This is a genomic window from Xanthomonas citri pv. mangiferaeindicae (assembly GCA_002240395.1).
Classification (GTDB): domain Bacteria; phylum Pseudomonadota; class Gammaproteobacteria; order Xanthomonadales; family Xanthomonadaceae; genus Luteimonas; species Luteimonas citri_A.
The window spans coordinates 2,497,522-2,523,404 of sequence record CP016836.1 but is presented as its reverse complement, the minus strand read 5'-3'; the positions used below and the strand labels follow the sequence as shown (position 1 = coordinate 2,523,404).

Genomic DNA, 25,883 nt, shown 5'->3' with positions numbered 1-25,883 from the left:
CGACGTGCCCGCCGCGACCCGGACCGCGCGCTGCGACGACCCCGCGTCGAATCGGGCTAGACTGCTGGCCCCACGCCCCGTCCTCGAGCCCGCTCGGCATGCCTCTTTCCGATCTGCTCTCGGCCGACCGCATCGTGATGCTGGTCGCGCCTGGTTCCCGCGACGCTGTGCTGGATTCGGCCGCGCGCCTTTTGTCCGGCAATTCGCCCACCATGACCCCGCTGCTCGGCCGCGCCCTGCGCGAACGCGAGCAGTTGGGCAGCACCGGCATCGGACGCGGCGTCGCGATTCCCCATGCACGCAGCGGCGCGTTCCACGAGCCGCGCGCGGCGTTCCTGCGGCTGTCGTCGCCGGTCGACTTCGGCGCCGCGGACGGCGAGTCGGTCGACCTGGTCTTTGCGATGTGCGTGCCCGAACACCTGGTCGAGCAGCACCTGCAGTTCCTGTCGGGCCTGGTGGAGCGCTTCTCCGATGGCGCCTTCCGCGACGCGCTGCGCGGTGCGCACGACCGTCACGCGCTGCAGGCGCTGCTGCTCGACGATGTCGGACAATCGACTGCGGCCAACGCATGAACGCGACCATCGAAGCGCAGGAACTGTTCGCGCAGTTGCACGATCGACTGGGGCTGCGCTGGCTGGCCGGCCAGCATGGCGCGCAACGCTCGCTCGAGGCGGTGGAGACGATCGCCCGCCGCCCGTCGCTCGCCGGCTACCTCAACATCATCTATCCCAACAAGGTGCAGATCCTGGGCACCGAGGAGCTGGCCTGGCTCGACGGATTGGATTCGCGGCTGCGCTGGGAGACCATCGAGCGCATCGTCCAGTACCGTCCGCTGGCGCTGGTCATCAGCAAGGACCAGCCCTGCCCCGAAGATCTGCGCGAGGCGGCCGAGGAATCGCAGACCCCGCTGTGGAGCTCGCCCAACCGCGGCCACGAATTGCTGAACCTGTTGCAGTACCACCTGGCGCGCGTGCTCGCACCCCGGATCACGCTGCACGGGGTCTTTATGGAGATCTATTCGATCGGCGTGCTGATCACCGGCGAATCGGGATCGGGCAAGAGCGAACTGGCGCTGGAGCTGATCACCCGCGGCCACCGCCTGGTCGCCGATGACGCGCCCGAGTTCACCCAGATCGCACCGGACGTGCTCGACGGCACCTGCCCCGAGCTGCTGCAGGACCTGCTGGAACTGCGCGGCCTGGGTGTGCTCAACATCCGCGAGATGTTCGGCGACACCGCGGTCAAGCGGAACAAGTATCTGCGGCTGATCGTGCACCTGAGCCGGCCCAACGCCGATCCCCTGGCCGGCGACAGCGACGGCATGGTGCGCTTGACCGGCGACCTGGGCATCCGCCGCGTGCTCGACCTGGACGTGCCGCTGATCACGCTGCCGGTCATGCCCGGCCGCAACCTCGCGGTGCTCGCCGAGGCCGCGACCCGCACGCATGTGCTGCGCACCAAGGGCCTGGACCCGGCGGCAGCGTTCCTGGCCCGGCATTCGCAGTTCCTCGAGCGGGGCGCGCCATGACCGATGCCCCGCTGCTGTACGTGGTCAGCGGCCTGTCGGGCGCCGGCAAGTCGGTCGCGCTGCGCACGCTCGAGGACCTGGACTTCTACTGCGTCGACAACCTGCCGGCCGGCATGCTGGCCGAGTTCGTCGGCAACGTGACCCGCGCCGACGAGCCGCCGCGGCGGCTCGCGGTCGGCATCGACGTGCGCAACCGGCATACCGACCTGTCGCGGATCCCGACCTGGCTGGCAGAGGTCGGCCGCATGGGGCTGGATCCGCGCCTGGTGTTCTTCGAAACCGGCGACGAAATCCTGCTGCGCCGCTACGCCGACACCCGCCGCCGCCATCCGCTCAGCCGCGTCGGCGTGTCGCTGGCCGATGCGATCGCGTTGGAGCGCACCTTGCTGCGACCGTTGCGCGCGCTGGCCGACACGGTGATCGACACCAGCGACCTCAACGTCCACCAGCTGCGCCGGCGCGTAGTCACCGAACTGCAACTCGCCGACGACGACGCGCTGTCGCTGCTGTTCGAATCCTTCGCCTACCGGCGCGGCGTGCCGCCCGATGCCGACTTCGTGTTCGACGCCCGTGCGCTGCCCAATCCGCATTGGGATCCACGCCTGCGGCCGCTGTCGGGGCGCGATGTGGATGTGCGGACCTGGTTCGAGGCCCATGCCGAGGTCGGCGAGTTCGTGGCCCAGGTCACGCAGTTCCTCGACACCTGGCTGCCGCGCATGCGCAGTGCCACGCGCAGCTATGTCACCGTCGCGTTCGGATGCAGCGGCGGCCGGCATCGCTCGGTCTACCTGGCCGAGGCGCTCGCGCGCCATGCCCGCGAGACCGGTTGGCCGGACGTGGCGACCTGGCACCGCGAGCTCGACTGAGCGCCCCGCAGCGCGTGGCGGCGCACGGCTGCGCGGCAGGCGCGGACGCTGTATCGCGGCCGCGACGCTTCCGGGCGGTCCCCTCGCTCTGGTAACGTCCACGCATGGCCGTCGGCGTACTCCTCTTGACCCACGAAGGCATCGGCACTGCGATGCACGCGGTGGCCGTGCGCCTGTTGACGCAGCTGCCGCTGCGCACCGCGGTGTTCGAGGTGCCCTTCGACGAGGCGCTCGAGGTCTCATTGCCCAAGGCCAGCGCAGCGATGCGCACGGTGGACGATGGCGATGGTGTACTGATCCTCACCGATCTCTACGGCGCCAGCCCCAGCAATGTCGCAGCTCAGCTCGCGCGTCTCGGCACACCTGCCCGGCGCATCTCCGCACTCAGTCTGCCAATGCTGCTGCGGGTGATGAATTATCCTGAGCAGGCGCTCGACGCGTTGCCGGCCACAGCCGCGGCGGGCGCCCGCAACGGCGTCGTGCTCGACGACGCCTGATGCGCCGCCATCTTTTCGCTTCCAGGACAGGCCCCGCCCCCGATGATCGAACGTGAACTGCTCGTCGCCAACAAGCTCGGCCTGCATGCGCGCGCCACCGCCAAGCTGGTGCAGGTGCTGTCGGGCTTCCGCTGCAATGCGACGCTGGTCGCCAAGGGCCGCGAGGTCAACGCCAAGAGCATCATGGGGGTGATGCTGCTGGCAGCCGGCCACGGCACGCGGGTGGTGCTGCGGCTCGATGGCGACGACGAAGCCGCCGCGATGGAAGCGGCCGCCGCGCTGTTCGAACGCCGGTTCGACGAGGAGGGGTGATGAACGCCTCGCCGCCCGCCCGCGCAACCTGCCGTCCGGCGGCGGGCGAGCACGCCTGATGCGGCAGTCGCTGCACGGGCACGGCGCCTCGCGCGGGAACGCGCTGGGGCGCGCGCGCGTCCGCGAACCGCACGCGCTCGAAGTCGCCGAAGAGCGCATCGGCCCGGACCAGGCGCCGGCCGAGCTGGCGCGACTGCACGCCGCGATCGCCCAGGTGCGCGGCGAGATCCGCACGATGCGCGACCAGCTGCACGGCGCGCTGGCCCACGAGGTCGGCGAGTTCCTCGACCTGCACACGCTGCTGCTCGACGATCCGGAACTGCTGCAGGGCCTGGACGAGCTCGTCGGCACCGGACTGTACGGCGCCGACTACGCGCTGCGGCTGCAGCGCGACCGCCTGGCGGCGGTGTTCGAAGGCATGGACGATGCCTACTTCCGCAGCCGCATCGAGGACATCGACCACGTCATCGGCCGGGTGCACGCGGCGCTGCATGCGCACGAGGCCGAGTTGCAAGGCGTGGCCGGCGAGATCCTGGTGACCGATGCGATCGCGCCATCGGAGATCGGTCGGCTGCAGGCCCAGGGCGTGTTGGCCATCGTCACCTCGACCGGCAGCACGCTGTCGCATTCGGCGATCCTCGCCCGCAGCCTGCAGTTGCCGCTGATCGTCAACGCGCCGCAGGCGCTGGCCCAGATCAACGACGGTGCAGTGCTGGTCGTCGATGGCGGCACCGGCGAGATCGTCGTCGAGCCCAATGCCGAGGACCTGCGCGCCTATCGGGCGCGGTTGCGCGAGGAGAAGCGCGAGCGCAAGCAGTTGCGCCGGCTGCGGCGCGAGCCGAGCAAGACGCTCGATGGCGTCGACATGAAGCTGTGGGCCAATGCCGAATCGCGCGAGGACGTCGCCGAGGCGCACGCGCTGGGCGTGGCCGGCGTCGGCCTCTACCGCACCGAATTCCTGTTCCTGCAGAGCCGCGAAATCCCCGACGAGCACGCGCAGTTCCGCGCCTATCGCGACCTGGTGCTGGGCATGACCGGTCGCACGGTGACGATCCGCACGCTCGACATCGGCGCCGACAAGGCCGACGACACCGGGCTGGCCCTGCGCCACGAGCCCAATCCCGCGCTGGGCCTGCGCGGGGTGCGGCTGTCGATGGCGCGCAACGGCTTGCTGGAGACCCAGTTGCGGGCGATCGCGCGGGCTTCGGGTTACGGCCCGGTGCGGGTGCTGGTGCCGATGGTCAGCGGGCGCGAGGAGATCGTCGCGGTGCGCCGGTTGCTGGACCGGGTCCAGCGCGACCTGCGCGCCGAGGGGCACGAGACCGCCGAGCGGATCGCGTTGGGGGCGATGATCGAGGTGCCCTCGGCGGCGATCGCGCTGCCCACGTTCGTGCGCGAGCTCGACTTCCTGTCGATCGGCACCAACGACCTGGTGCAGTACCTGCTGGCGGCCGATCGCAACAACGACGCGCTCGGCGACCTGTACTCGCCGTTGCACCCGGCGGTGATCCGCCTGCTGCACGGCATCGTGCGCGTGGCGCGCGCGCGCGGCATCCCGGCCTCGGTCTGCGGGGAGATTGCCGGCGATGCGCGCTTCACACCGCTGCTGCTGGCGCTGGGCATCGAGGAACTGAGCCTGCACCCGTCGCCGCTGCTGGAAGTGCGCCGCGCGATCCGCGGGATCGACCTGCGCGCGCTGCGATCGCGGACGCCGGCGTTGCTGCGCGCACGCGACCGCGCGTCGATCGAACGCTGGCTCGACGCCGCGCAGCCGGCACGCGCGGCCGGCTGAGCCGATGCCGGCCGCGCCGGCACCCAACGCGCGCGAACCGATACGCTTGACCGGGGTGTGCAGATCGGCGGGCAGCGCGGATAATGCAGCGATGCATATCTGACCCAGTCGCGCCGCGTGCGTCGCGACGCGCAACGGAGCCGTTCATGGCCGAAGCCGTCCGCCACGACAAGACCGCGCGCCAGCTGCGCCTGCTCTCCGATGCCCTCGACAGCGGGCGGCTGGGGCCGGTACGGCGCATGGTCAACACGCTGGCGCCGGCCGAGATCGGCAACCTGCTCGAGTCCTTGCCCCACGACAAGCGCATCGTGGTCTGGGGGCTGGTCGATGCCGACGACGACGGCGAGGTGCTGGTCCACGTCGGCGACGAGGTCCGCGAGAGCCTGATCGCGGACATGGATCCCGACGAGCTGGTCGCAGCAGTCGAAGATCTCGATATCGACGACCTCGCCGACCTGGTCGAGGACCTGCCCGATGCGGTCATCGACACGCTGCTGCGCTCGATGGACCGGGAGAACCGCGAGCGCCTGGAACAGGTGCTCTCCTATCCCGAGGACACCGCCGGCCGATTGATGAACCCCGACGTGGTGACGGTGCGCGCCGACACCACGGTCGACGTGGTGCTGCGCTTCCTGCGCCTGCGCGGCGAACTGCCCGATCACACCGACCATCTGTATGTGGTCAACCGCCGCCACCAGCTGATCGGCTGGGTCGCGCTGCAGGATCTGGTGACCCGCGATCCCGGCACCCCGATCAACCGGCTGATCGACGACGAGCTCGACTCGATCCACGTCGACGAATCGGCCGATCAGGTCGCGCGCCAGTTCTCCGACAACGACTGGGTCTCCGCGCCGGTGGTCGACGACGGCAACGTGCTGCTGGGCCGGATCACCGTCGACGACGTGGTTGACATCATCCGTGAGCAGGCCGAGCACCAGGCCCTGGGCGCGGCGGGTCTGGACGAGGACGAGGACCTGTTCTCGCCGATCCGGCGTGCGGTGCGCGGCCGCGTGGTGTGGCTGGGCATCAATCTGCTGACCGCGTTCATGGCCGCTTTCGTGATCGGTCGCTTCGAGGCGACGATCGAAAAAGTCGTGGCGCTGGCGGTGTTGATGCCGATCGTCGCCGGCATCGGCGGCAATGCCGCGGTGCAGGTGCTCACGCTGATGGTGCGCGGCCTGGCGCTGGGCCAGGTGGGCGCCAGCAACGCCCGCATCCTGATGTGGAAGGAACTGCGCGTGGCGCTGATCAACGGCATGTTGATCGGCACCCTGGTCGCGCTGGTCGCGCTGGTCTGGTTCCACGACTGGGTGTTGTCGCTGGTGATCTTCACCGCGCTGGTGATCAACTTCTGCTCGGCCGCGACCGCTGGCGTGCTGCTGCCGTTGCTGCTCAAGCGGATGCGCGTCGATCCGGCGGTCGCCGGTACGGTCGTCGTCACCGCGGTGACCGACATCATGGGCTTCTTCAGCTTTCTCGGCCTGGCCACTGCGATCATGCTGCGCTGAGGACCGCACAAATGCCGCCGACCTCGCAACCGGGAAAGATCGCCAGTTGGGACGACGGTCGCGGCTACGGCTTTGTCGAGCCGCTCGATCCTGCCGACGGGCCGCGCGCGTTTTTCCACATCCGCGACTACGACCAGGGCGGCCGCCGGCCGGAAGTCGGCGAGATCGTGCGCTACACGCCCGAACGCCAGGCCGATGGCCGTTGGCGCGCCCATCGGGTGGTGCGGGTGTCGCTGGCCGCCACACGCGAACGCCGATTGCGCCAGGCACCGCCGGCCCCAAGGCCGCGCGCGCGCGGCCCGGTCGGCGCGCTGGCGATGCTGCTGACGATCGCGCTGTGGGCCGCGGCGCTGGCCTGGGGCATCGACGCCGGCTGCCTGCCCGCCATGCTCGTGCCAGGGCTGGGGGTCCTCAACTTGGTCACGTTCGGGATGTATGCGGTCGATAAGCGCGCCGCGCAGGCCGGACGCCGACGCACGCCCGAAGCCCAGTTGCACTTGTTCGAACTGCTCGGCGGCTGGCCGGCTGCCTGGCTCGCGCAACGCCTGCTGCGGCACAAGAGCGTCAAGCGCGCCTACCGTCATGTCTTCGTGGCGATGATCGCGCTGCATGCGATCGCCCTCGCCCTCGTCCTGCGGCCCGCCCTCTGAGCGCGCCCCCGTCCTGGAGCCACCGATGTCCCTGCCCCCCGATTCCACGTCCCGCCGCCGCGTGCTGCGCGGTCTCGCACTCGCTGGCGCCGGTGGCGCAGCCTGGCTCGCCGGCTGTCGCTCGTCGCCGTCCGCGCAGGCACCGGGCCGCTTCGTGCGCCGTACGGTCGAGGTCGGCGGACACCGCTACGCCTACCAGGTTTTCGTGCCGACGGCGGCCGTGCCCCGGCCACTGCCGGTGGTGTTGTTCCTGCACGGTTCGGGCGAACGCGGCAGCGACGGCGACAAGCAGACCCACGCCGGCCTGGGGCCGTACGTGCGCGCGCACGCGGCCGATTTCCCGGCCCTGGTGGTATTTCCGCAATCGCCCGAAGGCACGTCATGGGAAGGCGACGTGGCGACGATGGCGCTGGCCGCGCTCGATGCCGCCACCGTCGAGTTCGACGGCGACCGGCGCCGCACCTCGCTGACCGGCATGTCCCGCGGCGGCTACGGCACTTGGTCGCTGGCCCTGCGTGCGCCCGAGCGCTTCGCGGCCCTGGTGCCGGTGTGCGGCGGCATCACCCCGCCCGGCACGCGCCCCGATCTCGACAGCCTGCAAGTCGAATCGACTCGCGAGGCGCCCGACCCGTTCGATGCCGCCGCGCAACGGCTGCGCGACATTCCCAGTTGGCTGTTCCACGGCGCCCGCGACGATGTCGTGCCCCCCGAGCAGTCGCGCCGGATGTACGCCGCGCTGCAGCGCGTCGGCGCCGACGTGCGCTACACCGAGTTCCCCGACGCCAACCACAACAGCTGGGACGCAGCCTACGCCACGCAGGCGCTGTGGGATTGGCTGTTCGCGCAGCGGCGCTGAGCGACACGTCGCCCGGGCCGAGCGCGGGCCGGGGCGTCGTCGACCGCGCGCGACACGCGACTAAGGCGCGGGGCGCGCGCCCGTCCGCAGCCGTCGCGCCAGCGCGCCGAGCGCGGCGATCACTGCGACCAGCAGCACCATCGACAGGAACTGCGCGCGGGTGTCCGGGGAGACGATCAACAGCACGAAGATCAGCCCCAGGATCGCCAGCGCGGCCAGGGTCGGCACCGGGAACCCGCGCATCCGGTACGGCAGCGCAGTGCCTGCCCGATCGGCGCGGCGGCGCAGGATCAGCTGCGAGACCAGCGCGATCGTCCAGACCAGCAGGCAGGTCGCGCCGACGATGTTGAGCAGCACCGGCAGCACCCGCTGCGGGAACAACAGCTCCAGGCCCGCCGCGAGGAAACCGAAGGCGACACTGGCCAGCACCGCGGCGACCGGCACCTGACGGCGGTCGCTGCGACCAAGCACCGCCGGCGCCTCGCCGCGCCGGGCCAGCGACCAGATCATCCGCGACGCGCCGTAGAGGTTGGCGTTGAGCGCCGACAACAGCGCGATTACCGCAACCAGGGTGATCGCGGCGGCCGCGCCGGGAATGCGCGCCACCTGCAACACCGCCGCGAACGGCGAGGCCAGCGCCGGGCTGTTCCAGGGCACGACGGCCACGATCACCGCGATCGAGCCCAGATAGAACAACAGGATGCGCCAGGCGACGGTGCGGATTGCGCGTGCGAGGCTGCGCGCCGGATCGTCGGTCTCGGCAGCGGCGATGGCGACAATCTCGGTGCCGCCGAACGCGAACACCACGACCAGCAGCGCCGCGCCGACGCCCATCAGCCCGTTCGGCGCGAAGCCGCCATTGGCATGGAAATGCGCCAGCCCCGGCGATGCGACGTCGGGCAGCCAGCCCAGCAGCAGCACGATGCCGACCGCGATGAAGGCCAGGATCGCAACCACTTTCAGGATCGCGAACCAGAACTCGAACTCGCCGAAATTGCGCACGCCCAGCAGATTGATCGCGGTGAATACCGCCATGAACGTGAGCGCCAGCCCGGGCACCGAGAGGCTAGGCCACAAGGTCGCCAGCAGGCCAGCCGCGCCGACCGCCTCGGCGGCGATCACGATCACCACCTGCAGCCACCACAACCAGCCGACCGTCGCGCCGGCAGTCGCGCCCATCGCGTCCTCGGCATAGACCGAGAACGCACCGCTGGCGGGCTTGGCCGCGGCCATCTCGCCGAGTGCATGCATCACCACGATCACCAGCGCGCCGGCGATCAGATAGGACAGCAGCACGGCGGGACCTGCGACCTGAATGCCGACGCCCGAGCCCAGGAACAGACCGGCGCCGATCGCGCTGCCCAGGCCCATCATCACCAGTTGCCGCGGCTTGAGCGCGTGCGCGGGCGCCGCGACCGGCCGTGTGGTCTTTGGACTGGACGTAGAGGTGGGCTGCATCGGGGCCGGCCTGGTCGAAAGCCAGGCAAGATACCGGATTCGCGTCGCCGTAACCGGCCCGCGCCCGGGCTCAGGCCAGCAACGCCTCCAGCGCGGCCATGCGCACCGCGACCCCGTTGTGGACCTGACGCAGCACCTGCGACTGCGGGCCGTCGGCGACGTCGTCGGCGATCTCCACGCCGCGGTTCATCGGCCCGGGATGCAGCACCACCGCATCGGGCGCCGCCAGCCGCAGCCGGCGTGCGTCGAGCCCGTAGTCGCAGTGGTAGTCCTCAAGCGAGCCGACCAGCCCTTCTTCCATGCGCTCGCGTTGCAGCCGCAGCATCATCACCGCGTCGACGCCTTCCAGTGCCGCGTCGAGATCGTGCGAGACGGTGCAGCCGGCGAGCGTCGCCTCATCGGGCAACAGCGCCGCCGGTCCACAGACGCGGATCTCGCCGGCACCGAGCGTGCGCAGCGCCTGCAGGTCGCTGCGCGCGACCCGCGAGTGCTTCACATCGCCGACGATCGCCACGCGCAGGCCCGAGAAATCCGTGCCCTTGGCCTGGCGCAAAGTCAGCATGTCGAGCAGGCCCTGCGTGGGATGCGCGCTGCGCCCGTCGCCGGCATTGAGCAGTGCGGTGTCGGGCGCGGCGGCCTGCGCCAGCGCGGCGACCGCGCCGTCGGCGCTGTGGCGCACGACGAAACCGCGCACGCCCATCGCCTCGATGTTGCGGAAGGTATCGAGCGCGGTCTCGCCCTTGGTCGTCGACGAAGTCGAGGCGTCGAAGCCGAGCACGTCGGCGCCGAGTCGCTGGGTCGCGCGCTGGAAGCTCAGACGGGTCCGCGTCGAGGGTTCAAAGAACAGCGTGCAGACCGCGACGCCGGCCAGACGCGCATTGCGTTCGTCCCCATCGAGAATCGCCTGGGCGCGGTCGAGCAGCGTCTCCAGCGTCGCACGCGGCAAGCCGTCGAGGGTCAACAGGTGGCGCAGGCGGCCGTTGGCGTCGAGTTGCGCGGAAGATGCGGTCTGGGACATCGCAGTGAGCGGGCAGCGGCGGGATCTCGATTGTCCCGCACCCGGTACCCGCGCGGATAGCGCGCGTCGGTCAGCGCGTCACCGGCGTGGCGGTGTCCGGCGCGGCGAGCCAGCGCTCGACGATGACCGCCGCGGCGACCGCGTCGAGTGTCGCGGCATCGCGGCGGCGGCGGCGTCCCTCGGCCCGGTCGACGGCGAAGCGGCGGGCCGCCTCGATCGAGCTTGCGCGCTCGTCGATCAAGACGACCGGCAGGCCGAAGCGGGCGACGAGTTCGCGCGCGAACGCATGCGCCCGGACCCGCGCCGGCTGGTCGCCGCCGTCCAGGGTCAGCGGGTCGCCGACGATCATGCCGTCCGGCCGCCACTCTTTGTGCAACCGCGCGACTGCCGGCCAGTCGATCTGGCCGCCGTGCACGTCGACGACAGCCAACGCACGCGCGCCGTTGCCGAACGCGCTGCCCACGGCCACGCCGATGCGTCGCGCACCCACGTCGAAACCGAGCACGGTGCCGTCGCGGCGGATCGCCGGAGCGGCGGGCGCAGCCTCGCTCACGCCCGCCCGCCGTGGCTGACGACGAGGGTCATGTCGACGCCGATCCGGCCGGCCGCGGCCTGCCAGCGCGCATCGAGCGGGGTATCGAACAGCAGTGGCGCATCGGCAGGCACGGTCAGCCAGCTGTGCTGGGTCAGTTCCTGTTCGAGCTGGCCGGCGCCCCAGCCGGCACAACCCAGCGCGACGATCGCGTTGTCCGGACCTTCGCCGGCCGCCATCGCCTCGAGCACGTCGCGCGATGTGGTGACATTCAGGTCCTCGGCAATCGCCAGGCTCGAATCCCAGCGCGCCTGGCCGTCGTGCAGCACGAAACCGCGCTCGGGATGCACCGGGCCGCCGGCGAGCACTCGGTGGTCGCGCAGGCGTTGGTCGATGAGCACGATGCCCATCTGCTCGAACACTTCGCCCAGGGTGTACTCCGAAGGCCGGTTGACGACCACGCCCATCGCGCCCTCGGCATCGTGTTGGCAGATCAACGCGACCGAACGCGCGAAGTCGGGATCCTGCAGCGCCGGCAGCGCGACCAGCAGGTGATTGGCAAAGAACGACATGGCGGCATTCTAGCCGGCCGCGCTGCACGCCACCTGTGCATGACCTGCAGGCCGGCGCCGTAGGCAACGCAATCCGCTTCACGCAGCCTCCGCCGCCGGTCGCCAAGCTCGTTTCCCATGGCGGTCCGCATCGGCATCTCCGGCTGGCGTTATGCCCCCTGGCGCGGGGTCTTCTATCCCCAGGACCTGGTCCAGCGCGAGGAACTGGCCTTCGCCTCGCGCATGTTCCGGACCATCGAGATCAACGGGTCGTTCTACTCGCTGCAATCGCCCAAAAGCTGGCGCAGCTGGCGCGATGCGACCCCGCCAGGCTTCGTGTTCGCGGTCAAGGGGCCGCGTCTGGTCACGCACATGAAGCGGCTGCGCGACGTGGAGATGCCGCTGGCGAACTTCTTCGCATCCGGCGTGCTGACACTCGATGACCGCCTCGGCCCATTGCTGTGGCAATTGCCGCCGAACCTGGCGTTCGAGCCGGCGCGCATCGACGCCTTTCTGCGCGCCTTGCCGCACGATACCGCTGCAGCGCTGGCACTGGCCCGGCGGCGCGAGCGTGACCGGATGGCCGGCCGCACCGCCTTGCCGCGCCTGCGCGAACGGCCGATCCGGCATGCGCTGGAAGTGCGGCATGCGAGCTTCTGCGACCCTGCGTTCATCGCCCTGCTGCGCGCGCACGGCGTTGGTCTGGTGGTTTCCGACAGCGCAGGGCGGCACCCGGTGCTCGAGGACGTCACCGCCGATTTCGTCTACATCCGCCTGCACGGCGATACCGAGCTCTACACCAGCGGCTACGGCGAGCCCGCCCTCGATCGCTGGGCGCGCCGGATCGCCCGCTGGGCGGCCGGCGGCGAGCCGCGCGATGCCGCGCGCAGCGCCCCGCGGGCGCCGCCGGCGGCCTCCGGTCGCGACGTCTACTGCTACTTCGACAACGACGCCAAAGTCCGTGCGCCGTTCGACGCCCAGGCCCTGGCGACGCGTCTGGACGGCCGCACCCAGCCGGGCTGAGCCGGCGACCGGCTCACAGCCCGAACTGGATTTCCTGCGGCGTCGCCACCCGCACGCCGACGACCTCGACCTCGGCGCGCAGCGTGCGCCCGGCCAGCGGGTTGTTGCCGTCCACGGTGATGCTGTCGGCATCGAGCGCGGTGACCGTGACGTCCAACGGACCCTTCTCGGTCTGCGCGCGCAGCTTCTCGCCGACCGCCGGCACGGTGTTGCCGGTGAACACGCTGCGCGGCAGGCGCTGCACCAACCCATCGTGGCGCGGCCCGAAACCGGCTTCGGGCGGGATCTCGACGGTGAACGTGTCCCCGGCGCTGCGCCCCTCGAGTGCCTCCTCCAACCCGCGGATGATCGAGCCGCTGCCGTGCATGTAGACCAGCGGATCGTGGCCACGGGTCGTGGCGATCTGCGCGCCGGAGGTGTCCGACAGCGTGAAGTGGACCGTGGCGACACGACGGTGTGCGATTTCCATCGACGGTTCCTGCTGGGCGATGGCGCATGGTCGCGCGGCCGCCGTGAAGGGCGCAAGCCGGCACCTGGCGCCAGGCCGCGGCCCTGCCTATGCTGCGCGCATGAGCGGCTACTGCGACATCGCCCCCGGCCATCCGCTGCACGGGCCCTACCACGACACCGAATACGGCTTTCCGCAGCGCGAGGAGGCGGTGCTGTTCGAGCGCCTGTTGCTGGAGATCAACCAGGCCGGGCTGAGCTGGGAGACGGTGCTGCGCAAGCGCGCGGGCTTCCGCGCGGCCTACGACGGCTTCGACGTCGATGCGGTCGCCGGCTACGGTGAGGCGGACCGCGCGCGCCTGCTGGCCGACCCGGCGATTATCCGCAACCGGCTCAAGATCGACGCGGCGATCCACAACGCCCAGGTCGTGCAGGGCCTGCGAACGAGTCATGGCGGCTTCGCCGCGTGGCTGGACGCGCACGCCAACGAAGACGGCAGGCCGCGCGACAAAGCCTCGTGGGTGAAGCTGTTCAAGCGCACATTCCGGTTCACCGGCGGCGAGATCACCGGCGAGTTCCTGATGAGCCTGGGCTACCTGCCCGGCGCGCATCGCCCCGACTGCCCGGTTGCGGTCGAACTGCGACGGCGCGCCACGCCATGACATCCGGTGGCCTGCGCGGGCTGCTGGTCGCAGCTCTCGCGCTTGCGCCCGTCCTGGCGGCGCAGGCCGAGCGACCCGTCGACACACTGCGCCAAGCGATTCTGGACGCCGCCACCGCAGGCGCTGTCGACCCGCTGGCGGCGGCCCTCTCCCCGCTCCAGGCCGTGAGCACCACGGAGCTCGACATTGCACTGGCCGATGCGACAGACGAGCCGCTGGCCGACTGCCTGGCGCACATCGGCCGGCCCCCAGGCGTGCCGCTGGCCGACTGGCAGGCCCTGGCGCGCTGGCCGGGCACCTGCGATCGCGGCGATGGCGAAGGACGCGGCGCCCACCTGCAACTGGTCGATCTCGATGGCGATGGACGTCTCGACCTCGTACGCGAGACCTATGTCGGCGGTACCGGCCTGTTTTCGCAGATCGAGCTGATCCGCCAGCGCCCGGACGGCTTCGCGTGGCCGCTTGCGGATGTCGGCGACGCCGACGCGCGCGACGCCATGACCTTTTCGATCAACGGCCGGGGCGGCGACCAGGCCTTCGACCTCATCGCGATCGACGGCCGCATCTGGACCGTCTACCGCGACAGCGTCTATGCGCAGGACACGCTCACCCTCACCCGTCCGTTCAACCCTGAGCCCGCGCAGGACGGACTGCGCGTGCGCTATGCGATGCGCCACCGGGTCGCGCCGCAGCAGGGCAGCCACCCGTCAGCGCCATCGCTGCTGGCCGCGGTCGATCGGGGCCTCGGCGCACTTGCCGAGCGCACCGACCCGCCCCCCGCGTGCCCTGAACGCAGCGACGATGCCCCCCGGCCCTGGCATGGCGCCGGGCATTACACCTTCGAGTTCGCGGCGACGTTTGCGCTGCACCATGACGGTGACTGCAGCGAGGTCACCGTGATCAACCTGCTCAACAGCTATCACGCAGCCGGCAGCCAGAGCTGCTGCATGGCCTGGGTGTACGACCGGCAGGCCACGCAGATCGCCGAGATCGCGCTCACGACCGAGCGCCGTGTGCTCGCGGTCGACATCGTTCCGGCGTCCGATATCGCGACGCCTTGAACGCAAACGCCCGCCGGTACGACCGGCGGGCGCTGCGGGGACCGCAGTGGCTGTGGGCTCAGCCCTTGACCGCGGCCTGATAGCGGCGCTCGACCTCGTTCCAGTCGACGACGTTGTAGAACGCGGCGATGTAGTCGGGACGACGGTTCTGGTACTTGAGGTAGTAGGCGTGTTCCCAGACGTCCAGGCCCAGGATCGGGGTGTTGCCCGAGCCGATGCCCTGCATCAGCGGATTGTCCTGGTTGGCGCTGCTCTCGACCTTCAGCGTGCCGGCCTTGTCGACCGACAGCCAGGCCCAGCCGCTGCCGAAACGGCTGATCGCGGCCTTGGTGAAGGCCTCCTTGAATGCATCGAAACCGCCCAGGTCGCTGTCGATGTGCTTGGCGACATCGCCGACCGGCGCGCCGCCGCCCTTGGGCGACATCACCGTCCAGAACAGCGAGTGGTTGGCATGGCCGCCCGCGTTGTTGCGCAGCGGACCGCGCTTGTCCTCGGGCAACTTGTCGAGATTGGCCACCAGTTCCTCGACCGGGCGATCCGCCCACTCGGTGCCTTCGAGCGCAGCGTTGGCGTTGTTGATGTAGGTCTGGTGGTGCTTGGTGTGATGGATCTCCATCGTCTTGGCGTCGATATGCGGCTCGAGCGCGTCATAGGCGTAGCCAAGTTCGGGAAGGGTGTAGGCCATCAGCGAGACTCCTCTTAGATGAATGCGCCATTGTCCTCCGACGGAGGTCAAACTGGCGACAAGGCCCGGCCACGATACGCGCAGCACGGGTCGGATCGGAACAACGCAGCGTTTCGCGGCGCGCGCAGCGCGCAAGACCCGCGAGCGCGTGCCCGACGCGCTTAGCGCAGTTGCGCCTGGATGCGCTGCGCGCGGCGCGCCGGATCGGGGTGGCTGGACAGCATGCCGGCCTTGGGGCCGCCGTCGTCGAGCTTCTGCAATGCGGTCACGGCCGCCTGCGGGTTGAAGCCGCCGCGCTGCAGCAGCCCCAGGCCGTAGCCGTCGGACTCGAGTTCGTTGGACTGTGAATGCTGCGCCTTGACCACCTCTTCGACGACGCCGCCCAGCTCGGACGCCGCCAGGCGGCCGGCTGCGTTATTGGTGCTCGCCACACCCTTGCGCGCGGCCTGGGCGAGATAGGCGGTGCGGAACCGGGCCTTGCTGTGTCCGTGCTTGACGTGGCCGATCTCGTGGCCGATGACGAAGCGCAGTTCGTCGTCGTCCATCGCGTCCATCAGGCCACTGAACACCCGCACCGAGCCGTCGGGCAAGGCGAACGCGTTGATCTCGGGCGTGCGATAGACCTTGAAGTTGAGATTCAGGCCGGCATCGTTCTCCCAGCCCGCGACCAGGCGCGCCAGCCGCTGCGCGTAGGGATCGCTGGCAGGCGCGACCAGATTCTCGGCATCGTAGGCGACTGCGGCCTCGGCGCCGAGCGTGGCGATGTCGGCATCGCTGAGCGTCAGCCCCTTGACGACATCGCTGCCGACATCCAGCGCAGTCTGGGCGCGGCCGCCGCCCAGCCCCTTGAGGCGATCGAGAGCGCTCTGCGCGTGCGCGGCGGAGACCGCCGCGGCCAGCAGCGAGACGGCCAGGACGCAGCGGGGAACGAAGTGATGCATGGTGCTTCCTTGTGATGGGATGGGCTGGCGACGCGCACCGGGCCCGTCGCCGCGCGCGGATTTTCGGCCGCACGCACCTCGCCGATCAAGCGTCCGGCTGCATGCCCTCAGCGGACCTCGGCGACTTCCACCCCATCCAGGCCCTGGGCCAGCGTGCGCGCATCGCCGCCCTGCGCCAGCTTGATGCGCAAGCGCACCTCGTTGGCCGAATCGGCGTAGCGCAGGGCGTCCTCGTAGGAGATCTCGCCGGCCTGATAGAGCTCGAACAACGACTGGTCGAACGTCTTCATGCCCAGGTTGGTCGACTCCTTCATGATCTCCTTGAGCTTGGGGATCTCGCCTTCGCGGATGTAATCCTGCACCAGCGGGGTCCCGAGCAGGATCTCCATCGCTGCGCGCCGGCCCTTGCCGTCGGGCGTGGGGATCAACTGCTGGGCGATGACGCCCTTGAGATTGAGCGACAGGTCCATCAGCAACTGGCTGCGCCGATCCTCGGGGAAGAAGTTGATGACCCGGTCCATCGCCTGGTTGGCGTTGTTGGCGTGCAGGGTGCACAGCACCAGATGCCCGGTCTCGGCGAAGGCGATCGCGTGGTTCATGCCCTCGCGGGTGCGCACCTCGCCGATCATGATCACGTCGGGGGCCTGGCGCAGGGTGTTCTTGAGCGCGGCCTCCCAACTGTCGGTGTCGATGCCGACTTCGCGCTGGGTGATGATGCAGCCGGCGTGCCGGTGCACGAACTCGATCGGATCCTCGATCGTGATGATGTGCCCACTCGAGTTCTGGTTGCGGTAGCCGATCATCGCCGCCAGCGACGTGGATTTGCCGGCACCGGTGCCGCCGACCATGATCACGATGCCGCGCTTGGTCATCGCCAGCGTCTTGACCACTGCCGGCAGGTTCAGTTCCTCGATCGTCGGGATGTGCGTCTCGATGCGTCGCAGCACCATGCCGACCTGATTGCGCTGGTAGAAGCACGAGATGCGGAACCGGCCCACACCGGAGACGCCGATCGCGAAGTTGCATTCGTGCGTGCGCTCGAACTCCTCGCGCTGCGGCGGGGTCATCACGTTGAGCACCATGTCGCGCGCCTGCTGCGGCGTGAGCGGCGTCTGGGTGATCGGCGAGATCTTGCCGTGTACCTTCATCGACGGCGGCAGGCCGGCGGTGATGAACAGGTCCGAGGCCCGCTGGTGGGCCATCAGCTTGAGGAACGAAGTGAAGTCGAGGCTGCTCATCTGTGCTCCTGCGGAGCCCTGATTGGTCAAGGGTGATTCGGGAGTCGGACGAGCAGCCGCGCTTGACCTTGACGAATCACTGTTCACGAATCCTGACATCAAGACTCATTCGAAAAGTCGCTTGTCTTTCGCATGTTCCTTGGCCTGGGCGCGCGCGACGACGCCGCGCCGGACCAGGTCCTGGAGATGCTGGTCGAGGGTCATCATGCCCGACTGCTGTCCGGTCTGGATCGCCGAGTACATCTGCGCGACCTTGTCCTCGCGGATCAGGTTCCGGATCGCCGGGATGCCGACCATGATCTCCCAGGCCGCCGTGCGGCCGCCGCCGACCTTCTTGAGCAGGGCCTGGGAGATCACCGCGCGCAAGCTTTCGGACAGCATCGAGCGCACCATCGCCTTCTCGCCGGCCGGGAAGACATCGATGATGCGATCGATGGTCTTGGCCGCCGAGCTGGTGTGCAGGGTGCCGAACACCAGGTGGCCGGTCTCGGCGGCGGTCAGCGCCAGACGGATGGTCTCCAGATCGCGCAATTCGCCGACCAGGATGTAATCGGGGTCCTCGCGCAGCGCCGAGCGCAGCGCCTCGTTGAAGCCATGGGTGTCGCGGTGGACTTCGCGCTGGTTGACCAGGCACTTTTGCGAGGTGTGCACGAACTCGATCGGATCTTCGACCGACAGGATGTGCGCGTACTCGTTCTTGTTGATGTGGTCGAGCATCGCCGCCAGCGTGGTCGACTTGCCCGAGCCGGTCGGCCCGGTCACCAGGATCAGGCCCTGCGGCTGGTCGATCAGCTGGCGGAAGATCGGCGGACAGTTGAGGTCGTCGAGGGTCAGCACCTCGGACGGAATCGTGCGGAACACCGCACCGGCGCCGCGGTTCTGATTGAACGCGTTGACGCGGAACCGCGCCAGGCCCGGGATCTCGAATGAGAAGTCGACCTCGAGGAACTCCTCGTAATCGCGCCGCTGCTTGTCCGACATGATGTCGTAGATCAGCGCATGCACCTGCTTGTGGTCGAGTGCGGGAATGTTGATGCGCCGCACGTCGCCGTCGACGCGGATCATCGGCGGCAGGCCGGCCGACAGGTGCAGGTCGGAGGCCTTGTTCTTGACCGAGAACGCCAACAGTTCGGCGATGTCCATGGTGTCCCTCGTTGGTGGTCCGGCGGCGGCGCGGGCCGGCGGCGACTGGCGCCTCCCGGTGTCCGGCGGCAGTATAGACCCCGCCGTCGCAGCCCCGATGCGGCCGCGTCGCCGGACTGCGCGGCGCGGCATTGGCGGCGGCTCCCTTCCTGCCGTTCCGGACTCCTCATGCCCCAAGCCTCCGTCTTCGATCCCGACGCCACGACCGCTTTTGTGGGCGGCGGCAACATGGCACGCAGCCTGATCGGCGGGCTGCTCGCGCGCGACGCCGACCCGCGCACGATCCGCGTCGCCGATCCCAATGCCGGCACCCGCGACGCGCTCGCCCGCGACTTCGGCATCCTGACGTTCGAGACCGCCGCCGAGGCCGTCGCCGGCGCCAGTACCTGGGTACTGGCAACCAAACCGCAGGTGCTGCGCGAGGTCTGCGAAGCGCTCGCGCCGCTGGCCGCCGAAACGCGTCCGCTGGTGCTGTCGATCGCGGCCGGCATCACCGCCGCACAGCTCGAGCGCTGGCTCGGCGGCGGGGTCGCGGTCGTGCGCACGATGCCCAACACCCCTGCCCTGCTCGGCGCCGGCGTGACCGGCCTGTTCGCCAACGCACAGGTCGACCCTGCCGGGCGCCAGCGCGCCGATGCCTTGCTGCGCAGCGCCGGGCCCACGGTCTGGATCGAGGACGAAGCACGCATGGACGCGGTCACTGCGGTCTCGGGCAGCGGCCCGGCCTATGTCTTCCTGCTCGCCGAGGCCATGGAGGCGGCGGCCATCGCCCAGGGCCTGCCGGCTGCCGACGCGCGCACGCTGGTGCTGCAGACCGTGCTCGGTGCGGCGCGCATGCTCACCGAGAGCGACGAAGCGCCCGCCGCACTGCGCCAGCGCGTGACCTCGCCAGGCGGCACCACCCAGGCGGCGATCGAGACCTTCGAGGCCGGCGGGCTGCGCGCCCTGGTCGCCGAAGCGATCGCGAGCGCGGCGCGCCGCGGCGCCGAACTGTCGGCCGCCAATGACTGAGCGCCGGCTGCCGCTCGCGGCCATGCTGGCGCTGGCGTTCGCCGCCTGCGGCACCGAACCGTCCCCCCCGGTCGTCAGCGGCGGCGGCAACACCCTCGCGATGCCCGAACGCGCCATGCTCGGCACCGCCGAAGTCGAGGCCAGCGTCGTGCCGACCGCGCGCATCTCGGAGGCCGCCGCGCGCCAGTACGGCATCGACCGCGGCGACGAGCGTGTGCTCGTACTGGTGAGCGTCCGCGACGGCGACGCCACGCCGCCAGTGACCGTGACCGGTCATGCGCGCGACCTGCGCGGTGTGCGTCAGCCGCTGGCATTCGCAGCGGTCACCGTCGACGGACAGGTCGAGCATGTCGCCATTGCACATGCGTCCGGCCCCGACACCCTGCGGCTGGAGATCGCGGTCGCGGGCGCCGACGGCATCCGCACCGTGCTGCGTTTCAGCCGCGAGATCCCGCGCTGACGACACGCCAAGGTCCACGGGCGCCGCGGCAGGGCCGCGACCCCGTGCACGCGGCCTCAGTAGCCGACGCTGATGCGCTGACGCGGGTGTGCGGGACGTTCGATCTCGTCGGCGAAGGCGATGGCGTAATCCTCCATTGAGATCGCACTACGGCCCTGGGCGTCGACCGGCAGGCTGTCGCCGCCGACCCGGAACACGCCGGTGCGCTCGCCGGGCTCGAACACGGCCGCCGGCGAGACGAAGGTCCAGTCGAGGTCGGCGACGTCACGCAAGGCCTGCAGAAACGCACGGCCGGCAGCGGCCTCGGCGCGATAGGCCTCGGGAAACTCCGGGGTGTCGATCAAGGCGACGCCCGGCGCGACCTCCAGGCTGCCCGCGCCGCCGACGACCAGCAGCCTCGGCACACCGGCCGCGCGGACCGCGTCGACGACGACCTGCGCACTCGGCCCCCCGTCGAAGCGGGCGGCGCTGACCACGACGTCGTGCCCGGCCAGCACCGGCGCAAGCGACTCGCTGCGCGAGGCATCGGCGGACTGCAGGCGCAACCCCGCCTGCGGCGGGACATCGGCGGTGTTGCGGGCGATGCCGGTGACGCGGTGGCCACGCGCGAGCAGTTCGCGCGCAAGGCGCGAGCCGACCCGACCGGTCACGCCGACAATGGCGATGCGTTGCATGGGGGCACTCTCGAAGCTGGGGGCCTGCATGCTAGTGCGCGGGCTGCCACGGGGGATGACGCCCGTGCAAAGCAGCGTTCCGCCCCGTGACCGGGCGCCGCCGGTGCCGGTCTACGGATACAGCATCCGCTTGCGGCAGTTGCCGGCGGCATCGCATTCGTAGAGCCAGCGCTCGTGCAGGCGATAGTCGGCGCCGTACCAAAACTCCATGCGGTCGGGACGGACGCGCAGGCCCGACCAGCGTGGCGGGCGTGGCACGTCGCGCCCTTCGAACTCGCGGGCGACATCGTCGAGCCGCTGCTCGAAGGTCGCGCGGTCGTCGAGCTCCTCCGACTGCCGCGACGCCCAGGCGCCGAGCTGGCTGCCACGCGGACGCGACGCGAAGTACGCGTCGGCCTCCTCGTCGCCGACGATCACCACCGGCCCCTCGATGCGGACCTGCACGCCGTGGCGCACGCGTGGCCAATGGAACAGCAATGCCGCCTGCGGGTTGTCTTGCAGCTCGCGGCCCTTGCGGCCATCGAGATGGGTGTAGAACACGAAACCGCGCTCGTCCCAGGCCTTGAGCAGCACGACCCGCGCCGAGGGGCGCCCGTCAAGGGCGGCGGTAGCGACGGTCATCGCGGTGCGGTCGGGCTCGCCGGCCGCGGCGGCCTCGTCGAACAGCACGGAGAACGTGGACAGGGCTTCGGTCAGCAGGGCGGCGCAGGGCGTGGTCATATGCCGATCATCGCGCCGCCGCGCCGCGATGTCGAACGTCGGCGCACCATTCGTCACTGGCGGCGTCGACGCTCGGGTATCGTGCCGCGATGGCCGCCCCGCCCTCACCTGCGCAATGGTCCGACGCGCTCGTCGCGCGCGTGCTCGACGACGCCTTGCGGCAAGGGGCGCGCGTGCTCGGCATCAGTGGCCTGCAGGGCACAGGCAAGTCGACGCTGGCCACCCAGCTCGCCGCCGCCGGTCGGGCGCGCGGCCTGGCGATCGCGGTGCTCTCGCTCGACGACCTCTATCTCGACCACCGTGCCCGGCAGCGCCTGGCCCGCACCGTGCACCCGCTGCTCGCCACCCGCGGCCCGCCGGGCACGCATGAGGTCGCGTTCGGCTGCGCGCTGCTCGATACGCTGCGAGCGGGCGGCAGCACCCGGTTGCCGCGCTTCGACAAGGGACGCGACGACCGGCGGCCGGCCGCGGACTGGGCGAGTGCCGGCCCGGTCGCGCTGACCGTGTTCGAGGGCTGGTGCCTGGGCGCGACACCTGAGCCTGCGGAGGCGCTGGCCGCGCCGATCAACGCCTTGGAGCGCGACGAAGATCCCGACGGCACCTGGCGCCACTGGTGCAACACCGCGCTCGCCCGCGACTACCCCGCACTGTGGCGGCGCGTGGACCGGCTGCTGTTCCTGCAGCCGCCAGGTTTCGAGGTGGTGCCGACCTGGCGCTGGCAGCAGGAGCAGGCGCTGCGCAGTGCGGCGCCCGATCGGGCGGGCATGGACCGCGCCCAGGTCGAACGCTTCGTGCAGCACTACGAGCGCGTCAGCCGACGACTGCTGCGTACCTTGCCGGATACCGCCGATGTCGTGATCGCGCTGGACGCGCAGCGGCGCGTACGCCTGCCCGGCTGATCGGCCGCGCAGGCAATGATGTGCGGCCGGCATCGATGCGGTGCGGCCCGCTGCTAGGATTCGGCCATGCACTGTGCTCCCAACCTCGTGCTCGTCGGTCCGATGGGCGCCGGCAAGTCGTCGATCGGCCGCCGCCTGGCTGCCCGCTTCGGGCTGGCGTTCGTCGATGTCGACCACGAAATCGAGGTCCGCACCGGCGCGACGATCGCCACGATCTTCGACTGCGAAGGCGAGGCGGGCTTCCGCGCGCGCGAGCAGGCGGCGCTGGCCGCGGTGCTCGAGGGCACCCGCCAGATCATCGCGACCGGCGGCGGCGCGGTCCTCGACGCCGAGAACCGGCAGCGCATGCGCGCGCGCGGCTTCGTGGTCCATATGCATGCCGATGTCGACACCCAGCTTGCACGCCTGGCCCGCGACCGGGCACGGCCGTTGATCGCTGGCGACGATCGCAGCGAGGTGCTGCATCGGTTGGCCCAGGTGCGCGCGCCGCTGTATGCGCAGGCCGCCCATCTGCGCTTCGACACTGGCGCCTACGGTTGCGCGGAAGCCGCTGCCGCGCTCGGCCACCTGGTCGAGACCCATTGGCGACCCGCCACGTCCCCGACACCGGACCCGCCGGCCGCATGAGCGCCGCCTTTCCATCCCACGCCTCCCGCCTGACCTGCCACGTCGATGCCACGGGCCAGGCCCCACGCGCAACCGAGCCATCCCCCATGTCCTTACCGCTTCGTGAAGTCGCCGTCGCCGGCGAACGCCCCTACACCATCCACATCGGCCCGGCGCTGCTCGACGATGGCGCGCTGCTTGCCCGACACGTGCGCGGTGGCGAGGCGATGCTGGTCAGCGATCGCCACGTCGCCCCGCTCTACGCCGACCGGGTCGCCGCCGCGCTGCAGGCCGCCCGGCCGGACCTGCGCGTGCATCGCCATGTGTTGCCGGCCGGCGAGTCGGCCAAGACCCTGGCCCATTTCACCCAGGTCGTCGATGCGATGGCGCAGGCGCGGCTGCGCCGCGATGCGACCCTGTTCGCCCTGGGCGGCGGCGTGATTGGCGACCTGGCCGGCTTCGCCGCCGCGTGCTGGATGCGCGGCATCGACTGCGTGCAACTGCCGACCACGCTGCTGGCCATGGTCGATTCGTCGGTCGGCGGCAAGACCGCGGTCGACCTGCCGCAAGGCAAGAACCTGGTCGGCGCCTTCCATCCGCCGCGCGCGGTGATTGCCGATACCGCGGCGCTGCGCACTCTGCCGGCGCGCGAACTGCGCGCAGGGCTCGCCGAAGTGGTCAAGTACGGCGCGATCGCCGATGCGCCGTTCCTCGACTGGCTCGATGCACAGGCACCGGCGCTGCTGGCCATGGACGAGGCCGCGCTGGCCGAAGCGGTCGCGCGCAGTTGCGCGCACAAGGCTGCGATCGTCGCGCGCGATCCGTTCGAGCACGGCGAGCGCGCCCTGCTCAACTTCGGCCACACCTTCGGCCACGCGATCGAGACCGAGCAGGGCTACGGCGGACTCAACCACGGCGAGGCGGTCGCGGTCGGCATGGTGCTCGCCGCGCGTCTGTCGGAGGCGCTGGGCCTGTCGCCGGCCGACGACACCGCACGCCTGATCGCGCTGCTGTCCCGCCTGCAGTTGCCGGTCGCGCTGCCGGCAGGCCTCGACTCCGAGCGCCTGCTGGCGCATATGCGGCTCGACAAGAAGGCCCAGGCCGGCGGCCTGCGCTTCATCGTCTGGTCCGGCGCCGGCCGCGCCCAGGTGCTGGCCGACGTGCCCGAAAGCGCGGTCATCGGCGTGTTGCGCGCCGGCTGACGCCGCTGCGCCAACGCGTTGTTCGGGCAAGCAGGCCCGCGCTTGGCCTGCGCCCCGTACAATGCCGCCCCATGCGACTGCTGCTGCAACAACCGGCCCAGGGCCACGAGGCCGCGCGTTTCGTCCAGCTGATGCTGCAGCCCGACCTGCTCGGCGGCTGGACGCTCGTGCGCGAGTCGGGGCAGATCGGCGGCCGCAGCCAGTTGCGCAGCCAGCAGTACGCCGACGAGCCCAGTGCGCTGGGCGCGCTCGAACGCGCGCGCGACACCCAGCTGCGTCGCGGTTTCCACCTGGTCGGCACGCACGCAGCAACGATGCCGTCCGCTCCTGATGCCCGCACGGCCCACGCCGACGCCACCGAGTAAGGAAGACCCCCTTGTCCGCACCTCTGAAGAACGACCGCTTCCTGCGCGCCCTGCGCCGCGAGCCCGTGGACCGCACGCCGGTCTGGCTGATGCGCCAGGCCGGGCGCTACCTGCCCGAGTACCGCGAGACCCGTCGCCAGGCCGGCAGCTTCCTGGGCATGGCCAAGCAACCGGACATCGCCTGCGAAGTCACGCTGCAGCCGTTGCGCCGCTTCCCGCTCGATGCGGCGATCCTGTTCTCCGACATCTTGACCATCCCCGACGCGATGGGCCTGGAGCTGTACTTCGTCGAAGGCGAAGGTCCCAAGTTCCGCCACCCGGTGCGCGACGCCGCGGCGATCGCCCGGCTCGGCGTGCCGGACATGGAGACCGAACTGCGCTACGTGATGGACGCAGTGCGGCTGATCCGTCGTGAGCTCGACGGCGCGGTGCCGCTGATCGGCTTCTCGGGCAGCCCGTGGACGCTGGCCTGTTACATGGTCGAGGGCGGTGGCAGCAAAGACTTCGCGCGCATCAAGGCGATGGCGCTCAACGACCCGCAGGCGCTGCACGCGCTGTTGTCGGTCAACACCGACGCGGTGATCGCCTATCTGGCCGCACAACGCGCCGCGGGCGCGCAGGCGCTGCAGGTGTTCGACACCTGGGGCGGCGTGCTGAGCCCGGCGATGTACCGCGAGTTCTCACTGCCGTACCTGGCGCGCATCGCCAAGGAACTCGAGCGCGGCGACGGCGCCGACCGCGCACCGCTGATCCTGTTCGGCAAGGGCACCGCCGCCTATCTCGAGGACCTCGCACAGACCGGCGCCGACGGTGTCGGCGTGGACTGGCTGATCGAGCTCGGCGATGCCGCGCGCCGGACCGGCGGCCGCGTCGCCCTGCAGGGCAACCTCGACCCGGCGACGCTGTACGGCGCGCCCGATGCGATCCGCAGCGAAGTGCGGCGAGCGCTCGACAGCTACGCCGCCGGCAACCAGGGCTCGCGCGACGGCCACGTGTTCAACCTCGGCCACGGCATGTCGCCGGACATGAATCCCGATCACGTCGCGGTGCTCGTCGACGAGGTGCACGACTACAGCGCGCGCTGAGACCGGACGCGCGCGCCGTCCTTCAACGGACGGCGCTGCACCGGTCCGACGCTGGATTGCCCACGCCGACGGCCGACGGCGGCGTCGAGCGCG

30 protein-coding genes are annotated in these 25,883 nt (G+C 70.6%); 19 read left to right on the top strand and 11 right to left on the bottom strand.

Translation table 11 applies throughout. The features are described 5' to 3' along the window. Positions 1–98 precede the first annotated feature (98 nt). The 9 genes from BEN78_10840 (at position 99) to BEN78_10800 (ending at position 8,009) form a co-directional block, all read left to right on the top strand. The gene (locus BEN78_10840; protein ASR43796.1) at positions 99–572 is read left to right on the top strand and encodes a hypothetical protein; all 474 of its coding nucleotides are present in this window, start codon (positions 99–101) and stop codon (positions 570–572) included. Continuing rightward, positions 569–1,528 (top strand): HPr(Ser) kinase/phosphatase, encoded by a 960-nt coding sequence (locus tag BEN78_10835; protein ASR43795.1) that lies wholly within the window; start codon positions 569–571, stop codon positions 1,526–1,528. The genes BEN78_10840 and BEN78_10835 overlap by 4 nt, the downstream gene beginning before the upstream one ends. Beyond that, positions 1,525–2,394, top strand: coding sequence for an RNase adaptor protein RapZ (locus BEN78_10830; protein ASR43794.1), 870 nt, complete (start codon positions 1,525–1,527; stop codon positions 2,392–2,394). The genes BEN78_10835 and BEN78_10830 overlap by 4 nt, the downstream gene beginning before the upstream one ends. A 104-nt stretch (positions 2,395–2,498) precedes the next feature. Then, positions 2,499–2,891 carry a PTS fructose IIA subunit family protein gene (locus tag BEN78_10825; GenBank protein ID ASR43793.1) on the top strand — a complete coding sequence of 131 codons (393 nt, stop codon included), beginning with the start codon at positions 2,499–2,501 and terminating at the stop codon, positions 2,889–2,891. A gap of 42 nt (positions 2,892–2,933) precedes the next feature. Beyond that, positions 2,934–3,203: a phosphocarrier protein HPr gene (locus BEN78_10820; GenBank protein ASR43792.1), complete on the top strand. Its 270-nt coding sequence runs from the start codon at positions 2,934–2,936 to the stop codon at positions 3,201–3,203. A gap of 58 nt (positions 3,204–3,261) precedes the next feature. After that, positions 3,262–4,995: a phosphoenolpyruvate--protein phosphotransferase gene (locus BEN78_10815; protein ASR43791.1), complete on the top strand. Its 1,734-nt coding sequence runs from the start codon at positions 3,262–3,264 to the stop codon at positions 4,993–4,995. Between the two features lie 146 nt (positions 4,996–5,141). Next, entirely contained in the window at positions 5,142–6,503 is a 1,362-nt protein-coding gene (locus BEN78_10810) for a magnesium transporter (protein ID ASR43790.1), read from the top strand. A gap of 11 nt (positions 6,504–6,514) precedes the next feature. Beyond that, positions 6,515–7,153: a hypothetical protein gene (locus BEN78_10805; GenBank protein ASR43789.1), complete on the top strand. Its 639-nt coding sequence runs from the start codon at positions 6,515–6,517 to the stop codon at positions 7,151–7,153. A gap of 64 nt (positions 7,154–7,217) precedes the next feature. Beyond that, positions 7,218–8,009 carry a phospholipase gene (locus BEN78_10800; protein ASR45084.1) on the top strand — a complete coding sequence of 264 codons (792 nt, stop codon included), beginning with the start codon at positions 7,218–7,220 and terminating at the stop codon, positions 8,007–8,009. Positions 8,010–8,069: 60 nt separating this feature from the next. Here BEN78_10800 and BEN78_10795 read toward each other — a convergent pair whose 3' ends face one another. The 4 genes from BEN78_10795 to BEN78_10780 form a co-directional block, all read right to left on the bottom strand. Beyond that, on the bottom strand, positions 8,070–9,467 hold the full coding sequence (locus BEN78_10795) for an amino acid transporter (GenBank protein ID ASR43788.1): 1,398 nt from the start codon (positions 9,465–9,467) through the stop codon (positions 8,070–8,072). Positions 9,468–9,537: 70 nt separating this feature from the next. Next, entirely contained in the window at positions 9,538–10,485 is a 948-nt protein-coding gene (locus BEN78_10790; GenBank protein ID ASR43787.1) for an aspartate carbamoyltransferase, read from the bottom strand. A gap of 70 nt (positions 10,486–10,555) precedes the next feature. Then, positions 10,556–11,038: a Holliday junction DNA helicase RuvA gene (locus BEN78_10785; GenBank protein ID ASR43786.1), complete on the bottom strand. Its 483-nt coding sequence runs from the start codon at positions 11,036–11,038 to the stop codon at positions 10,556–10,558. Continuing rightward, the gene (locus BEN78_10780; GenBank protein ASR43785.1) at positions 11,035–11,589 is read right to left on the bottom strand and encodes a hypothetical protein; all 555 of its coding nucleotides are present in this window, start codon (positions 11,587–11,589) and stop codon (positions 11,035–11,037) included. Before BEN78_10780 ends, BEN78_10785 begins: the two co-directional genes overlap by 4 nt. Positions 11,590–11,706: 117 nt before the next feature. Between BEN78_10780 and BEN78_10775 the strand changes: the two genes are divergently transcribed. Beyond that, positions 11,707–12,591: a hypothetical protein gene (locus BEN78_10775; GenBank protein ASR43784.1), complete on the top strand. Its 885-nt coding sequence runs from the start codon at positions 11,707–11,709 to the stop codon at positions 12,589–12,591. 13 nt (positions 12,592–12,604) lie between these two features. Here the strand turns inward: BEN78_10775 and BEN78_10770 are convergent, their stop codons facing one another. Beyond that, positions 12,605–13,060, bottom strand: coding sequence for a hypothetical protein (locus BEN78_10770; GenBank protein ASR43783.1), 456 nt, complete (start codon positions 13,058–13,060; stop codon positions 12,605–12,607). A gap of 100 nt (positions 13,061–13,160) precedes the next feature. On the opposite strand from BEN78_10770, the gene BEN78_10765 reads away from it, so the two are divergent. After that, positions 13,161–13,700, top strand: a complete 540-nt coding sequence (locus tag BEN78_10765) for a DNA-3-methyladenine glycosylase (protein ID ASR45083.1) — start codon at positions 13,161–13,163, stop codon at positions 13,698–13,700. Then, positions 13,697–14,761: a hypothetical protein gene (locus BEN78_10760; GenBank protein ASR43782.1), complete on the top strand. Its 1,065-nt coding sequence runs from the start codon at positions 13,697–13,699 to the stop codon at positions 14,759–14,761. Before BEN78_10765 ends, BEN78_10760 begins: the two co-directional genes overlap by 4 nt. Before the next feature lie 58 nt (positions 14,762–14,819). On the opposite strand, the gene BEN78_10755 is transcribed toward BEN78_10760, so the two are convergent. The 4 genes from BEN78_10755 to BEN78_10740 all read right to left on the bottom strand — a co-directional run bounded on the left by BEN78_10755 (position 14,820) and on the right by BEN78_10740 (position 18,768). Beyond that, positions 14,820–15,446 carry a superoxide dismutase gene (locus BEN78_10755; protein ID ASR43781.1) on the bottom strand — a complete coding sequence of 209 codons (627 nt, stop codon included), beginning with the start codon at positions 15,444–15,446 and terminating at the stop codon, positions 14,820–14,822. A 161-nt stretch (positions 15,447–15,607) separates the two neighbouring features. Beyond that, positions 15,608–16,387, bottom strand: a complete 780-nt coding sequence (locus BEN78_10750) for a hypothetical protein (GenBank protein ASR43780.1) — start codon at positions 16,385–16,387, stop codon at positions 15,608–15,610. A gap of 107 nt (positions 16,388–16,494) precedes the next feature. Beyond that, the gene (locus BEN78_10745) at positions 16,495–17,625 is read right to left on the bottom strand and encodes a type IV pili twitching motility protein PilT (GenBank protein ID ASR43779.1); all 1,131 of its coding nucleotides are present in this window, start codon (positions 17,623–17,625) and stop codon (positions 16,495–16,497) included. A gap of 105 nt (positions 17,626–17,730) precedes the next feature. Continuing rightward, positions 17,731–18,768 carry a twitching motility protein PilT gene (locus BEN78_10740; protein ID ASR43778.1) on the bottom strand — a complete coding sequence of 346 codons (1,038 nt, stop codon included), beginning with the start codon at positions 18,766–18,768 and terminating at the stop codon, positions 17,731–17,733. Positions 18,769–18,936: 168 nt separating this feature from the next. On the opposite strand from BEN78_10740, the gene BEN78_10735 reads away from it, so the two are divergent. Beyond that, on the top strand, positions 18,937–19,779 hold the full coding sequence (locus tag BEN78_10735) for a pyrroline-5-carboxylate reductase (GenBank protein ID ASR43777.1): 843 nt from the start codon (positions 18,937–18,939) through the stop codon (positions 19,777–19,779). Next, on the top strand, positions 19,772–20,239 hold the full coding sequence (locus BEN78_10730) for a hypothetical protein (protein ASR43776.1): 468 nt from the start codon (positions 19,772–19,774) through the stop codon (positions 20,237–20,239). Before BEN78_10735 ends, BEN78_10730 begins: the two co-directional genes overlap by 8 nt. A gap of 56 nt (positions 20,240–20,295) precedes the next feature. Here the strand turns inward: BEN78_10730 and BEN78_10725 are convergent, their stop codons facing one another. Together BEN78_10725 and BEN78_10720 are read right to left on the bottom strand one after the other, a co-directional pair. Then, positions 20,296–20,913: a 3-beta hydroxysteroid dehydrogenase gene (locus BEN78_10725; GenBank protein ASR43775.1), complete on the bottom strand. Its 618-nt coding sequence runs from the start codon at positions 20,911–20,913 to the stop codon at positions 20,296–20,298. 111 nt (positions 20,914–21,024) lie between these two features. After that, positions 21,025–21,633, bottom strand: a complete 609-nt coding sequence (locus BEN78_10720) for a pyridoxamine 5'-phosphate oxidase (protein ASR45082.1) — start codon at positions 21,631–21,633, stop codon at positions 21,025–21,027. An 89-nt stretch (positions 21,634–21,722) separates the two neighbouring features. Between BEN78_10720 and BEN78_10715 the strand changes: the two genes are divergently transcribed. From BEN78_10715 to BEN78_10695, 5 genes are all read left to right on the top strand, one after another. Next, positions 21,723–22,532 carry a kinase gene (locus tag BEN78_10715; GenBank protein ID ASR43774.1) on the top strand — a complete coding sequence of 270 codons (810 nt, stop codon included), beginning with the start codon at positions 21,723–21,725 and terminating at the stop codon, positions 22,530–22,532. A 66-nt stretch (positions 22,533–22,598) separates the two neighbouring features. Further along, entirely contained in the window at positions 22,599–23,159 is a 561-nt protein-coding gene (gene aroK, locus BEN78_10710; GenBank protein ASR43773.1) for a shikimate kinase, read from the top strand. Positions 23,160–23,245: 86 nt separating this feature from the next. Further along, positions 23,246–24,340 (top strand): 3-dehydroquinate synthase, encoded by a 1,095-nt coding sequence (locus BEN78_10705; GenBank protein ASR43772.1) that lies wholly within the window; start codon positions 23,246–23,248, stop codon positions 24,338–24,340. A 71-nt stretch (positions 24,341–24,411) separates the two neighbouring features. Continuing rightward, positions 24,412–24,705, top strand: coding sequence for a hypothetical protein (locus BEN78_10700; protein ASR43771.1), 294 nt, complete (start codon positions 24,412–24,414; stop codon positions 24,703–24,705). Between the two features lie 11 nt (positions 24,706–24,716). Further along, complete coding sequence (locus BEN78_10695) at positions 24,717–25,790, top strand: uroporphyrinogen decarboxylase (protein ASR43770.1); 1,074 nt, start codon at positions 24,717–24,719, stop codon at positions 25,788–25,790. Positions 25,791–25,883 lie beyond the last annotated feature (93 nt).

Bases quoted from the DNA above. Each gene is read 5' to 3' on its own strand.
- BEN78_10740 (ASR43778.1), bottom strand. From the start codon at position 18,768: ATGGACATCGCCGAACTGTTGGCGTTCTCGGTCAAGAACAAGGCCTCC.
- BEN78_10820 (ASR43792.1), top strand. From the start codon at position 2,934: ATGATCGAACGTGAACTGCTCGTCGCCAACAAGCTCGGCCTGCATGCG.
- BEN78_10810 (ASR43790.1), top strand. From the start codon at position 5,142: ATGGCCGAAGCCGTCCGCCACGACAAGACCGCGCGCCAGCTGCGCCTG.
- BEN78_10720 (ASR45082.1), bottom strand. From the start codon at position 21,633: ATGACCACGCCCTGCGCCGCCCTGCTGACCGAAGCCCTGTCCACGTTC.
- BEN78_10840 (ASR43796.1), top strand. From the start codon at position 99: ATGCCTCTTTCCGATCTGCTCTCGGCCGACCGCATCGTGATGCTGGTC.
- BEN78_10770 (ASR43783.1), bottom strand. From the start codon at position 13,060: ATGGAAATCGCACACCGTCGTGTCGCCACGGTCCACTTCACGCTGTCG.
- BEN78_10835 (ASR43795.1), top strand. From the start codon at position 569: ATGAACGCGACCATCGAAGCGCAGGAACTGTTCGCGCAGTTGCACGAT.
- BEN78_10830 (ASR43794.1), top strand. From the start codon at position 1,525: ATGACCGATGCCCCGCTGCTGTACGTGGTCAGCGGCCTGTCGGGCGCC.
- BEN78_10745 (ASR43779.1), bottom strand. From the start codon at position 17,625: ATGAGCAGCCTCGACTTCACTTCGTTCCTCAAGCTGATGGCCCACCAG.
- BEN78_10700 (ASR43771.1), top strand. From the start codon at position 24,412: ATGCGACTGCTGCTGCAACAACCGGCCCAGGGCCACGAGGCCGCGCGT.
- BEN78_10715 (ASR43774.1), top strand. From the start codon at position 21,723: ATGGCCGCCCCGCCCTCACCTGCGCAATGGTCCGACGCGCTCGTCGCG.
- BEN78_10705 (ASR43772.1), top strand. From the start codon at position 23,246: ATGTCCTTACCGCTTCGTGAAGTCGCCGTCGCCGGCGAACGCCCCTAC.
- BEN78_10755 (ASR43781.1), bottom strand. From the start codon at position 15,446: ATGGCCTACACCCTTCCCGAACTTGGCTACGCCTATGACGCGCTCGAG.
- BEN78_10750 (ASR43780.1), bottom strand. From the start codon at position 16,387: ATGCATCACTTCGTTCCCCGCTGCGTCCTGGCCGTCTCGCTGCTGGCC.
- BEN78_10815 (ASR43791.1), top strand. From the start codon at position 3,262: ATGCGGCAGTCGCTGCACGGGCACGGCGCCTCGCGCGGGAACGCGCTG.
- BEN78_10765 (ASR45083.1), top strand. From the start codon at position 13,161: ATGAGCGGCTACTGCGACATCGCCCCCGGCCATCCGCTGCACGGGCCC.
- BEN78_10725 (ASR43775.1), bottom strand. From the start codon at position 20,913: ATGCAACGCATCGCCATTGTCGGCGTGACCGGTCGGGTCGGCTCGCGC.
- BEN78_10760 (ASR43782.1), top strand. From the start codon at position 13,697: ATGACATCCGGTGGCCTGCGCGGGCTGCTGGTCGCAGCTCTCGCGCTT.
- BEN78_10775 (ASR43784.1), top strand. From the start codon at position 11,707: ATGGCGGTCCGCATCGGCATCTCCGGCTGGCGTTATGCCCCCTGGCGC.
- aroK (ASR43773.1), top strand. From the start codon at position 22,599: ATGCACTGTGCTCCCAACCTCGTGCTCGTCGGTCCGATGGGCGCCGGC.
- BEN78_10790 (ASR43787.1), bottom strand. From the start codon at position 10,485: ATGTCCCAGACCGCATCTTCCGCGCAACTCGACGCCAACGGCCGCCTG.
- BEN78_10730 (ASR43776.1), top strand. From the start codon at position 19,772: ATGACTGAGCGCCGGCTGCCGCTCGCGGCCATGCTGGCGCTGGCGTTC.
- BEN78_10780 (ASR43785.1), bottom strand. From the start codon at position 11,589: ATGTCGTTCTTTGCCAATCACCTGCTGGTCGCGCTGCCGGCGCTGCAG.
- BEN78_10795 (ASR43788.1), bottom strand. From the start codon at position 9,467: ATGCAGCCCACCTCTACGTCCAGTCCAAAGACCACACGGCCGGTCGCG.
- BEN78_10825 (ASR43793.1), top strand. From the start codon at position 2,499: ATGGCCGTCGGCGTACTCCTCTTGACCCACGAAGGCATCGGCACTGCG.
- BEN78_10735 (ASR43777.1), top strand. From the start codon at position 18,937: ATGCCCCAAGCCTCCGTCTTCGATCCCGACGCCACGACCGCTTTTGTG.
- BEN78_10805 (ASR43789.1), top strand. From the start codon at position 6,515: ATGCCGCCGACCTCGCAACCGGGAAAGATCGCCAGTTGGGACGACGGT.